The sequence below is a fragment of the Hymenobacter terricola genome (assembly GCF_017921975.2).
Classification (GTDB): Bacteria; Bacteroidota; Bacteroidia; order Cytophagales; family Hymenobacteraceae; genus Hymenobacter; species Hymenobacter terricola.
Genome location: NZ_JAGEMO020000042.1, coordinates 71072 through 81564 on the forward strand (window position 1 = coordinate 71072; position 10493 = coordinate 81564).

Sequence of the window (10493 nt, forward strand, 5' to 3'; positions counted from 1 at the left end):
GATTTAAGCCTAACAACTGACAACGAACAACTAGCAACCAGAATGAAATACCGTCACCTCTTCTTCGACCTCGACCACACGCTGTGGGATTTTGAGAAAAACGCCAACGAAACGCTGCACACGCTGTTTGAACGGCATGATTTTGCCCGTTTCGGCACCTTCACCGTGGAGGAATTCATCCGCGTGTACAGCGACATCAACCACGCCCTGTGGCGGCTGTATCAGAACAATAAAATCACGCAGCGGCAGCTCCGCGACGTTCGGTTTGTGCGCACGCTGACCCGGCTGGGCGTGCCCGAAGACCAGATTCCGGCCACTATTTCGGCGGAGTTCACGGATATTCTTCCCCAGAAGTCGGCGGTTTTTCCCTTCACCCACGAGGTGCTGGACTACCTGAAGCCGAACTACCGGCTGCATTTGATTACGAACGGCTTCAACGACATCCAGGGCATCAAGCTGGCTTCGTCGAACCTGACGCACTACTTCGAGGAAATCATCACCTCCGAGCAAAGCGGCTGCCTCAAGCCCGACCCGCGCATGTTTCAGCACGCCCTGGAGCGCACCGGCGCCGCCGCCGCCGAAAGCCTGATGATTGGCGACAACCTGGAATGCGACGTGCTGGGCGCCTACAACGCCGGCATCGACCAGGTGTATTTCAACCCCGACAAGCGGCGCCACTTCACCCAAATAACCCACGAAATCAGTTGCCTGAGCGAGCTGAAGGATATTTTGTAAGCCCCCCCATGATACACCTCATTGGCCTTTCCGGCCGCCGGGGCAGCGGCAAAGACTCCGTGGCCCGCCTCATTCAGCAGCTCCAGCCGGAGCGCATCTGGCAGATTCGCTCCTTCGGCGATTCCATCAAAGCCGTCTGCGCCGCCCTCACGGGCGAGGAAACCGCGCCTTACTACACCCAAAAAGGCAAGGCCGAGCTGGTGCCCACCTTCCGGCGCACGCGGGGCGAAATGCTGCAGCAAGTGGGCCAGGCCCTGCGCGAGTGGGAGCCGCTGGTGTGGGTCGATGCCTTCTTCGCCGCCCTCCCACCCGATGCTTTCGTGCTGGTGCCCGACGTGCGCTTCGCCAACGAGGCCGACCCCATCCGGGCCCGCGGCGGCCTCATGCTGCGCGTGGAAGGCGACCCCCTCCAACAGCGCGGCGACGGCACCCGCGACGACAACCACCCCAGCGAAATCGCCATGGACAATTACCCCCGCTTCGCCGCCACCCTGCACAACACCGGCTCCCGCGACGACCTCACCCGGCAGGTGCGCGAGCTCCTGGGGATGCTGTAGCGCGGACTTTGTAGTCCGCGTCCCCGCGCCATATTGAACGATTGCGACCTGCGCGGGGACGCGGACTGCAAAGTCCGCGCTACTCCCGAAACACCCCTTCCCTACACCAAAACACCATTTACCAGTGGCAAAAAGCCTCTTCCCTCCTCCAAAACACGATTGACCCGCGCTAAAACAGCATTGCCCAAGCTAAAAACAGTACTTCCCGCTGCTAAAACACCACCGCCCGGCGGCAAAACACTCCTTCCCCCTTCTACAACAGTCTCACTTGGCAGGTGCGCGAGCTGCTGGGGATACTGTAAATACTTTTGACTCTACGTTCATTCTAGCGAATCTCAATGGTTAGCAAAACCCTCATGCAAATGGTCCTTTTCCTCATCGGCATGGTGATGATTGGGGCATTTTTTCTGGAAACGGCTGGGCGCTGGAGTTCTAGCCGAGGACCTCTCACCACAGCAGTGCTGTTGAATAAAGCTGAAATTATCAACCCCAAAGCGGCAAGCAACACCTTCAAACTTACGTTGAGGTTTAAAAGAGAAATGGGCGATTCCGTTACCGCCACTACCGAGGTAAGTCAGGGTGCTTTCGCTGCTTATGGCATAGGAAGCCTTATTTCAATTCATTATCAGCTTAATAATCCCCAGAATGCTGTTGTAGCAACTGAAGGATGGTTTGAATGGAAAACCTTGGGTATTCTGGCTTTTGGGTTAGTACTGTTTTACGCTGGTATTACGATGAAGGAAGGAAAGCAGAAAGAGGCTGTGTAGAAACGTCAGCTTCTTAACACCGCCCTTTACCTTTGCCTCGTCCCACCCCAAACCTTCCTACAAACCAACCCGAACCCCATGGCCACCGGCTTTTTCAACGTCCCAATCCCGATTAACGAACCCGTCAAAGGCTACGCGCCCGGCTCGAAAGAGAAGCTGGAGCTTCAGCAGGAGCTCAAGCGCCTGAACCAATTGGAGCTGGACATCCCGATGCACATCGGCGGCCGGGAAGTTCGCACCGGCGACCTGCGCCGCATCAGCCCGCCGCACGACCACCAGCGCACCATCGGCCACTTCCACTATGGCACCGCCAGCCACGTCACCCAGGCCATTGAGGCGGCCCTGGCCGCCCGCACCGCCTGGGCCGAAATGCCCTGGGAGCACCGCGCCGCCATCTTCCTCAAAGCCGCCGACCTGCTGGCCGGCCCCTACCGCGCCCGCATCAACGCGGCCACCATGCTGGCCCAGAGCAAAAACGCCTTCCAGGCCGAAATCGACGCCGCCTGCGAGCTGATTGACTTTTTCCGCTTCAACGTGCACTTCATGCACCAGGTGTACCAGCAGCAGCCCGAGAGCCTGCCCGGCATGTGGAACCGCCTGGAGCAGCGCCCGCTCGAAGGCTTCGTGTTCGCCCTCACGCCCTTTAACTTCACGTCCATCGCCGGCAACCTGCCCTCCTCCGCTGCCATGATGGGCAACGTCGTGGTCTGGAAACCGGCCGACGCCCAGGTGTACTCCGCCCAGGTCCTGATGGACCTCTTCAAGGAAGCCGGTGTACCCGATGGCGTCATCAACCTGATTTACGCCGACGGCCCGGTAGTGGGCGACGTCATGTTCAAGCACCCCGATTTCGCCGGCATCCACTTCACCGGCTCCACCAAGGTCTTCCAGACCATCTGGCAGGAAATCGGCCAGAACATCCACCGCTACAAATCCTACCCCCGCATCGTGGGCGAAACCGGCGGCAAAGACTTCATCCTCGCCCACCCCTCCGCCCATGCCAAAGCCGTAGCCGTGGGCATTTCGCGCGGCGCATTCGAGTACCAGGGCCAGAAATGCTCCGCCGCCTCCCGCGTCTACCTGCCCTCCAACCTCGCCGATGAAATCCTCGGCTACGTGAAGGAAGACCTCGCCTCCTTCAAAATGGGCGACGTGGAAGACTTCTCGAACTTCATCAACGCCGTCATCAGCGAAGTTTCCTTCGATAAGCTCGCCAAATACATCGACGGCGCCAAAGCCGACCCGAACGCCGAAATTATCGCTGGCGGCGGCTACGACAAGTCGAAAGGCTACTTCGTCGAGCCCACTGTCATCGTGACCAAAGACCCGAAATATGTGACGATGTGCGAGGAGCTGTTCGGCCCCGTCGTCACCGTCCACGTCTACGACGCCGACAAGTTCGAGGAAACCCTGACCCTCGTCGACACCACCTCGCCCTACGCCCTCACCGGCGCCATCTTCTCGCAGGACCGGTACGCCATCGACCTGGCCTCGAAGAAGCTGGTGCACGCCGCCGGCAACTTTTACATCAACGACAAGCCCACCGGCGCCGTGGTGGGCCAGCAGCCCTTTGGCGGCGCCCGCGCCTCCGGCACCAACGACAAAGCCGGCTCCATGCTGAACCTGCTGCGCTGGGTGTCGCCCCGCGCCATCAAGGAAACTTTCGTCCCCGTGACGGATTACCGCTACCCCTTCCTCGGCTCGGAGCCAGCCGAGGATTTGAACCGCGACAAAGGCTTGTAGCAGGTTTTTTCGAGCGCTTAATTTTAGCAAGCTCTCGAAGTAAAAAAGCCGCTTCCAGTGTTGGAAGCGGCTTTTTTTATCAGGGAAAATTTAAGCTGCCGCAGCTTATTCGGGCATTGAGTCGTGCTCCAGCCGCGACTGAATGGCGCGAATTCCTCCACTGTCGAGGGGTTGGTGAATTAGTCCCGCTACCAGGTTATAATTTCTCGATTTTTCCAGGTCAGTCAGCGCCAGCGACGACGTGAGAATGTAGATGGCGCATTTTCCGCACCGCTCTTCCTTTATAAGGCGCCAAGGCATCCAGAAACTGCCAGCCGTTCATTACCGGCATATTCAGGTCCAGAAAAACCACTTGCGGCACGGCCCCTTTCTTCCCTTTCACCAGGATATCCAACGCTCCCCCGGCCGACTGAAACGTGCAGATAGAATTGGAAAAGCCTTCGGCCCGCCCCGCAACAATTGTTCGGTGAGGTATGGCGAGGTTGTCGTCGTCAATCGGGAAGGTTTTCATCCGCACGGTGCCTAAAACAGAGGGTGAATCCAATGCCTGCGTTCACTTGGCTTTGAATAGAAATACGCCCACCCATGGCTTCCACATGGGCTTTTACCAGGCGCATCCCAATGCCGCGCCCAGCTGTACCGGCATGGAAACGGCGGTACAGCTGGAAAAAATCTTCGCCCACCCTATCCAGGTCAAAACCCGAGCCGTTGTCGCTGACGGTGATAGTCGTATCCAACTCCGGGCCGACGGCGGCCGCGATGCCAATACGCAGCGGCCGGGTGTATGAACGGTGTTTACTGGCGTTGGAAATCAGGTAGTGAAAAATACTGCAAAAATAAGCCCGACTGCCATGCAGAAATAATGCCATTGGTACAGTGGTGGATAGCTGACCACTGCACGCCTGCAACGACTCCTGCAAAGGGAACAATGCCTGTTCGCTCACGGCCGCCACCGGTTCCGGACGGTAGCCATCCTGCCCATCCCGCAGCGAAAGGACCAGGCTGAGCGACGGCTCAGGAATGGCCTCCTCCACGTAGCGGCCGGTTACGTGCGCAATGGCCAGGCCGGTGGTTTTCTCGAAGGCCTTGATTGGCAAAAACGAACCGATAGCAGCCATTCTTCTCCTTGTTTAGCACAAACGTAACATCGGCAATGGCACTGAAAATAACCAATAATTGTCGTTTCCGCTCTGCCAGGGCAACGTTTGCCGCAGTCGGGTCCGCCGGGTAATGCTCAGGACTCGACATGGCGAGAAAAGATTTGGCAGCGCCAGGGCACGCTGGCTCGGCAATCCCGGCAGTAAAAACAGATGGACAACAGGATGTCAACCTAAATAAAGCATGTTCAATCCAAACAAAAACCAGTAGCTCGTCAAATCATCTTCGAAGTCACGACTCATGGTGTTTGGTCACCCGCGCAACCCGACCAGTCCAAAAACGGTTGTCGCCCCAACATTGCGCCCCAACCCCGTGGGCGCTACCTTTGCCCTTCAGCGCCCGTGAGGCCTGTTTGCTATAAATCTGACCGCTATGTACCTAGCCCTGCCGGCTGTTAATTACCAGCCTTCCGATTACCTCCCAATTATCATTCAATTCGGTCTGGCCCTGGCTTTTGTGGCCTTCGCCATGATTGTTTCGCACCTCGTGGGTCCCAAGCGCCACAGCACCGTGAAGGATGCGTCGTTCGAATGCGGCATCGAATCGGTGGGCAACGCCCGGACCCCGATTTCGGTGAAATACTTCCTCACGGCCATTGTGTTCGTGCTGTTTGACGTGGAAGTCATCTTCATGTATCCTTGGGCGGTGAACTTCCGCGCGCTCAACCAGAACGGTTATAGCGGCTTCATTGAGATGATAATTTTCATGGCGCTGCTGCTGGCAGGTTTCTTCTACATTATCAAAAAGGGCATTCTGCGCTGGAACGAAGTGCCGACCGGCCAAACTTTCGCCACTACCCCGGTGTTGGAAAACCGGCCCGCTCAAGTGTCGAAAGCCGCCTAATCTGCTTGTCTTTTATAACTATGGCTGATAACCGAGTTCCTGAAATAAAAACCGTCGAAGCGCCAGAGGGCGTCGAAGGCGCTGGCTTCTTTGCCACTTCACTGGAGAAAGTCGTGGGCATTGCCCGTGCCAACTCGCTCTGGCCCCTGCCCTTCGCCACTTCGTGCTGCGGCATCGAGTTCATGGCCACCATGGGCTCGCACTACGACATTTCGCGCTTTGGCTCCGAGCGGCCCAGCTTCTCGCCCCGCCAGGCCGATTTGCTCATGGTAATGGGTACCATCGCCAAGAAAATGGCCCCCATCGTGAAGCAGGTGTACGAGCAGATGGCCGAGCCCCGCTGGGTGCTGGCCATGGGCGCCTGCGCCTGCTCGGGCGGCATTTTCGACTCGTACTCGGTGCTGCAAGGCATCGACCGCATTATCCCGGTCGATGTGTACGTGCCCGGCTGCCCACCCCGCCCCGAGCAAGTGCTCGACGGCCTGATGCGCGTGCAGGACCTGGCCAAGAACGAATCTTTCCGCCGCCGCAACGCGCCTGAGTATCAGGCCTTGCTGGCGTCTTACAACATTAAGTAATCGAGCTGGTAGCCATTAGCTGGTAGCTGTTAGCTCCGTGGAGCAAAGCAAGTTACGGTTGAACGAAAAGCTAACAGCTAGTAGCTCCCAGCTAACAGCTAAGAAATGAATCCTCAGGAATCTGCCGCCGCTCCCGAAGCGCCCGTTGCCGAAGACCCGATAAAGGCCCAGAATGCGCAAGTGCTGGCCCTACTGCACCGTTTGGCGGGCGAGGCGGCCTTTACCGATGTAGCGGAGCCCTACGGCCTGCTGACGGCAACCACAACGCGGGAGCGCATCCACGAAATCATCGCCGGCCTGCAGCAGGACCAGGAGTTGAAATTCCACTTTCTGACCACGCTGTGCGGCATCAATTACCCGGAGAATGAGGGCAAGGAGTTGGGCATTATCTACCACCTGCACAGCCTCACGAAGAACATCCGGCTGCGTCTGAAAATCTTCTTCCCCATCGCCGACCCGGTAGTGCCCACCATCACGGACCTCTACAACGCTGCCAACTGGCTGGAGCGCGAGACGTTCGACTTCTACGGCGTCATTTTCACCGGCCACCCCAATCTCATTCGCATCCTCAACGTGGAGGACATGGACTACCACCCGATGCGGAAAGAATATCCGCTCGAAGACGGTACCCGCGAAGACAAAACCGACCTGTTTTTCGGCCGCTAGGCCCCTGATAATCATATCATGGCAGTAAACGACGCCCTGGCAGGCACCCACAAGATTCAAGAAGAGGCCGCCGCCCAGCGCCACGGCCAGCTGATGCCCCTGCTCAACGACTTCAGCCAGGAGCTGACGACGCTGAACCTGGGCCCCACGCACCCGGCCACGCACGGCATTTTCCAGAACATCCTGCAAATGGATGGCGAGCGGATTGTGTCGGGCGTGCCCACTATCGGCTATATCCATCGCGCGTTTGAGAAGATTGCCGAACGTCGGCCCTTTTACCAAATCACGACGCTGACGGACCGGATGAACTACTGTTCGTCGCCCATCAATAACCTGGGCTGGCACATGACGGTGGAGAAGCTGCTCGGCGTGACCGTGCCAAAGCGCGCCCAGTACATGCGCGTGATTATGATGGAGCTGGCCCGCATCGCCGACCACCTCATCTGCAACTCCATTCTGGGGGTTGATACCGGCGCGTTCACCGGCTTCCTGTACGTTTTCCAGGAGCGCGAGAAGATTTACGAAATTTACGAGGAGGTGTGCGGCGCTCGCCTTACCACCAACATGGGCCGCGTGGGCGGCATGGAGCGCGATTTCACGCCCGTGGCCATCCAGAAGCTGCGCGACTGGCTGAAGACCTTCCCGGTCGTGATGAAGGAGTTCGAGGCCATGTTCAACCGCAACCGCATTTTCATGGACCGCGTGGTGAACGTGGGCCCGATTTCGGCGGAGAAAGCATTGAGCTACGGCTTCACCGGCCCCAACCTACGGGCCGCCGGCGTCGACTACGATGTGCGGGTAATGAACCCCTACTCCAGCTACGAGGATTTCGAGTTCGACATTCCGGTGGGCACCAACGGCGATACGTACGACCGTTTTATCGTGCGCAACGAGGAAATCTGGCAGAGCCTGCGCATCATCAACCAGGCGCTCGATAACCTGCCCGAAGGCCCCTACCACGCCGATGCACCGCACTACTACCTGCCCGCCAAGCCGGAAGTATATAAGAACATGGAGGCCCTGATTTACCACTTCAAAATCGTGATGGGCGAGATTGACGCCCCCGTGGGCGAGGTATATCACGCGGTGGAAGGCGGCAACGGCGAGCTTGGTTTCTACCTGGTTTCGGACGGGGGCCGCACGCCCTACCGCCTGCATTTCCGCCGGCCCTGCTTCATTTATTACCAGGCTTATCCCGAAATGGCCGTGGGCACGACGCTGTCGGACGCCATTGTCATCCTCTCGTCCATGAACGTCATCGCCGGCGAGTTGGACGCTTAGTTTTTGTTGAAATTGACTGCTATGGAGCCGACGACCGCGCCCACCAAACCAACCTTCTCTCCCGCCGCCCAGGCGGAAATCAAGCGCCTGCTCACGCACTATCCGGCCGATAAGAGCAAGTCGGCTTTGCTGCCGATTCTGCACATCGCGCAGGCCGAGTTCGGCGGCTGGGTGAGCCCGGAGGTGCAGGATTTAGTAGCCGAAACACTGAACATCAAGCCAATCGAAGTGTACGAGGTGTCGTCGTTCTACACCATGTACAACCTTAAGCCGGTGGGCAAGCATGTCCTGGAAATCTGCCGCACGGGCCCCTGCATGCTGCGCGGCTCCGACGAGCTGACGGCCAATCTGGAGCGCATCACCGGGGCCAAAGTGGGCGGGACTTCGCCCGATGGCAATTTCACCCTGAAAGAAGTGGAGTGCCTGGCCGCCTGCGGCTTCGCTCCCATCGTGCAGGTGCGCGAGAAGTACTACGAGCAGCTCGACACACCCGAAGCGGTGGATGCGATGCTCAACGAATTGCGCGGTCAGATTCATCGCCCCATCCTGTCGTGGGAAGAAAACGACCTGCCCAACTCCCTGAAAAACAACTAACGGCTGGCCATCAGCACAACGCTTACCATTATGGGCCGCAAGCTATTAACTGAACACATCAACGTCGAAGGCATCAATACCTTCGAGGTATACCGCAAGCACGGCGGCTACCGCTCCGTGGAGAAGGCGCTCAAAACCATGACGCCCGACGAGGTAACGGAAGAGGTGAAAAAGTCGGGCCTGCGCGGGCGCGGCGGCGCGGGCTTCCCCGCCGGCATGAAGTGGGGCTTCCTGGCTAAGCCCGAGGGCGTGCCGCGCTACCTCGTTTGCAACGCCGACGAATCGGAGCCCGGCACCTTCAAAGACCGTCAGCTAATGACGAAACTGCCCCACCTGCTCATTGAGGGCATGATTACGGGCAGCTACGCCCTGGGCGCGCGCACCAGCTACATCTACATTCGCGGCGAGTTGTTGTACGTGCTACGCATTCTGGAAAAGGCCATTGCTGAGGCTTACGCGGCCGGTTTCCTGGGCGAAAACATTCTCGGCTCGGGCTACTCGCTCGATTTGCACGTGCATCCCGGCGCCGGCGCCTACATCTGCGGCGAAGAAACTGCGCTGCTGGAATCCCTGGAAGGCAAGCGCGGCAACCCGCGCAACAAGCCGCCGTTCCCCGCCGTGCAGGGCCTCTATGCCCGTCCCACGGTGGTAAATAATGTGGAAACTATTGCGGCCGTGCCGGTTATCGTGAACGAGGGCGGCGACGAGTATGCCAAAATCGGTATCGGCAAAAGCACGGGGACCAAGCTCATTTCCGCCTGCGGCCACCTGAACAAGCCCGGCATCTACGAGATTGAGCTGGGCCTGCCCGTCGAGGAATTCATCTACTCCGACGAGTACTGCGGCGGCATCTGGAAAGGCCGCGAGCTGAAGGCTGTAGTGGCAGGCGGCTCTTCCGTGCCGATTCTGCCCAAGGAACTCATTCTGAAAACGGCCGCCGGCGAAAACCGCCTGATGACTTACGAGTCATTGAGCGACGGCGGCTTCGTGACCGGCACCATGCTGGGCTCGGGCGGCTTCATTGCGATGGACGAAACGACGTGCATCGTCAAGAACACCTGGAACTTCTCGCGCTTCTATCACCACGAGTCGTGCGGGCAATGCTCGCCCTGCCGCGAGGGTACCGGCTGGATGGAAAAAGTCCTCCACCGCCTGGAACACGGCCACGGCGCGATGCACGACATCGACCTGCTGGTGAGTGTAGCCAAGCAGATTGAAGGCAACACCATCTGCCCGCTCGGCGAAGCCGCCGCGTGGCCGGTGGCGGCGGCAGTGCGCCACTTCCGCGATGAGTTTGAATGGCACGTGAAGCATCCCAAAGAAGCAACGGCACCCGGCGCGGTTTATCGCGGCGCGGCGGTACTGGCGTAATGGCCGAATAAAAAGAACGTCATGTCGAGCGCAGCCGAGACATCTCGCGTGCAATGGTAATCCAATCGATACAACGAAGCGAGCGAGATGTCTCGGCTGCGCTCGACATGACAGCAAGAATTAATACTCGATATACCAATGGCTAAAATAACGTTCGACGGCATTGAGGTGGAAGTTCCGGATGGAACGACCATTCTGAA

At 58.5% G+C, this 10493-nt stretch carries 11 protein-coding genes and 1 pseudogene; 10 read left to right on the plus strand and 2 right to left on the minus strand.

Features of this window, described 5'->3' with window-relative positions; translation table 11 throughout:
- Positions 1-42 precede the first annotated feature (42 nt).
- The 4 genes from J4G38_RS20245 to pruA all read left to right on the plus strand — a co-directional run bounded on the left by J4G38_RS20245 (position 43) and on the right by pruA (position 3802).
- Complete coding sequence (locus J4G38_RS20245; RefSeq protein ID WP_210520666.1) at positions 43-735, plus strand: YjjG family noncanonical pyrimidine nucleotidase; 693 nt, start codon at positions 43-45, stop codon at positions 733-735.
- Positions 736-743: 8 nt separating this feature from the next.
- Complete coding sequence (locus J4G38_RS20250) at positions 744-1292, plus strand: nucleoside/nucleotide kinase family protein (RefSeq protein ID WP_210520663.1); 549 nt, start codon at positions 744-746, stop codon at positions 1290-1292.
- 338 nt (positions 1293-1630) lie between these two features.
- On the plus strand, positions 1631-2059 hold the full coding sequence (locus J4G38_RS20255; protein ID WP_210520661.1) for a DUF3592 domain-containing protein: 429 nt from the start codon (positions 1631-1633) through the stop codon (positions 2057-2059).
- A gap of 78 nt (positions 2060-2137) precedes the next feature.
- Positions 2138-3802, plus strand: coding sequence for an L-glutamate gamma-semialdehyde dehydrogenase (pruA, locus tag J4G38_RS20260; protein WP_210520659.1), 1665 nt, complete (start codon positions 2138-2140; stop codon positions 3800-3802).
- 220 nt (positions 3803-4022) lie between these two features.
- Here pruA and J4G38_RS20265 read toward each other — a convergent pair whose 3' ends face one another.
- Positions 4023-4313, minus strand: coding sequence for a response regulator (locus J4G38_RS20265; RefSeq protein ID WP_210520657.1), 291 nt, complete (start codon positions 4311-4313; stop codon positions 4023-4025).
- A complete protein-coding gene (locus tag J4G38_RS20270) occupies positions 4294-4920 on the minus strand; it encodes an ATP-binding protein (protein WP_210520654.1) in 627 nt (208 codons plus the stop codon). The genes J4G38_RS20265 and J4G38_RS20270 overlap by 20 nt, the downstream gene beginning before the upstream one ends.
- 412 nt (positions 4921-5332) lie before the next feature.
- On the opposite strand from J4G38_RS20270, the pseudogene J4G38_RS20275 reads away from it, so the two are divergent.
- The 6 genes and pseudogenes from J4G38_RS20275 to nuoF form a co-directional block, all read left to right on the plus strand.
- Positions 5333-5722: pseudogene (locus tag J4G38_RS20275) on the plus strand (NADH-quinone oxidoreductase subunit A); the annotation flags it as partial.
- A gap of 101 nt (positions 5723-5823) precedes the next feature.
- Positions 5824-6381 carry an NADH-quinone oxidoreductase subunit B gene (locus J4G38_RS20280; protein ID WP_226163597.1) on the plus strand — a complete coding sequence of 186 codons (558 nt, stop codon included), beginning with the start codon at positions 5824-5826 and terminating at the stop codon, positions 6379-6381.
- Positions 6382-6486: 105 nt separating this feature from the next.
- The gene (locus J4G38_RS20285) at positions 6487-7047 is read left to right on the plus strand and encodes an NADH-quinone oxidoreductase subunit C (RefSeq protein WP_210520650.1); all 561 of its coding nucleotides are present in this window, start codon (positions 6487-6489) and stop codon (positions 7045-7047) included.
- 93 nt (positions 7048-7140) lie between these two features.
- Complete coding sequence (locus J4G38_RS20290; RefSeq protein ID WP_226163601.1) at positions 7141-8328, plus strand: NADH-quinone oxidoreductase subunit D; 1188 nt, start codon at positions 7141-7143, stop codon at positions 8326-8328.
- A 21-nt stretch (positions 8329-8349) separates the two neighbouring features.
- Positions 8350-8922 (plus strand): NADH-quinone oxidoreductase subunit NuoE family protein, encoded by a 573-nt coding sequence (locus tag J4G38_RS20295; protein WP_210520646.1) that lies wholly within the window; start codon positions 8350-8352, stop codon positions 8920-8922.
- 30 nt (positions 8923-8952) lie between these two features.
- The gene (nuoF, locus tag J4G38_RS20300; RefSeq protein ID WP_210520645.1) at positions 8953-10293 is read left to right on the plus strand and encodes an NADH-quinone oxidoreductase subunit NuoF; all 1341 of its coding nucleotides are present in this window, start codon (positions 8953-8955) and stop codon (positions 10291-10293) included.
- The last annotated feature ends 200 nt before the right edge of the window (positions 10294-10493 follow it).

Coding starts and splice junctions, on each gene's coding strand:
- J4G38_RS20250 (WP_210520663.1), top strand. CDS start 744: ATGATACACCTCATTGGCCTTTCCGGCCGCCGGGGCAGCGGCAAAGAC.
- nuoF (WP_210520645.1), top strand. CDS start 8,953: ATGGGCCGCAAGCTATTAACTGAACACATCAACGTCGAAGGCATCAAT.
- J4G38_RS20270 (WP_210520654.1), bottom strand. CDS start 4,920: ATGGCTGCTATCGGTTCGTTTTTGCCAATCAAGGCCTTCGAGAAAACC.
- J4G38_RS20255 (WP_210520661.1), top strand. CDS start 1,631: ATGGTTAGCAAAACCCTCATGCAAATGGTCCTTTTCCTCATCGGCATG.
- J4G38_RS20245 (WP_210520666.1), top strand. CDS start 43: ATGAAATACCGTCACCTCTTCTTCGACCTCGACCACACGCTGTGGGAT.
- J4G38_RS20285 (WP_210520650.1), top strand. CDS start 6,487: ATGAATCCTCAGGAATCTGCCGCCGCTCCCGAAGCGCCCGTTGCCGAA.
- J4G38_RS20295 (WP_210520646.1), top strand. CDS start 8,350: ATGGAGCCGACGACCGCGCCCACCAAACCAACCTTCTCTCCCGCCGCC.
- J4G38_RS20265 (WP_210520657.1), bottom strand. CDS start 4,313: ATGAAAACCTTCCCGATTGACGACGACAACCTCGCCATACCTCACCGA.
- J4G38_RS20280 (WP_226163597.1), top strand. CDS start 5,824: ATGGCTGATAACCGAGTTCCTGAAATAAAAACCGTCGAAGCGCCAGAG.
- J4G38_RS20290 (WP_226163601.1), top strand. CDS start 7,141: ATGCCCCTGCTCAACGACTTCAGCCAGGAGCTGACGACGCTGAACCTG.
- pruA (WP_210520659.1), top strand. CDS start 2,138: ATGGCCACCGGCTTTTTCAACGTCCCAATCCCGATTAACGAACCCGTC.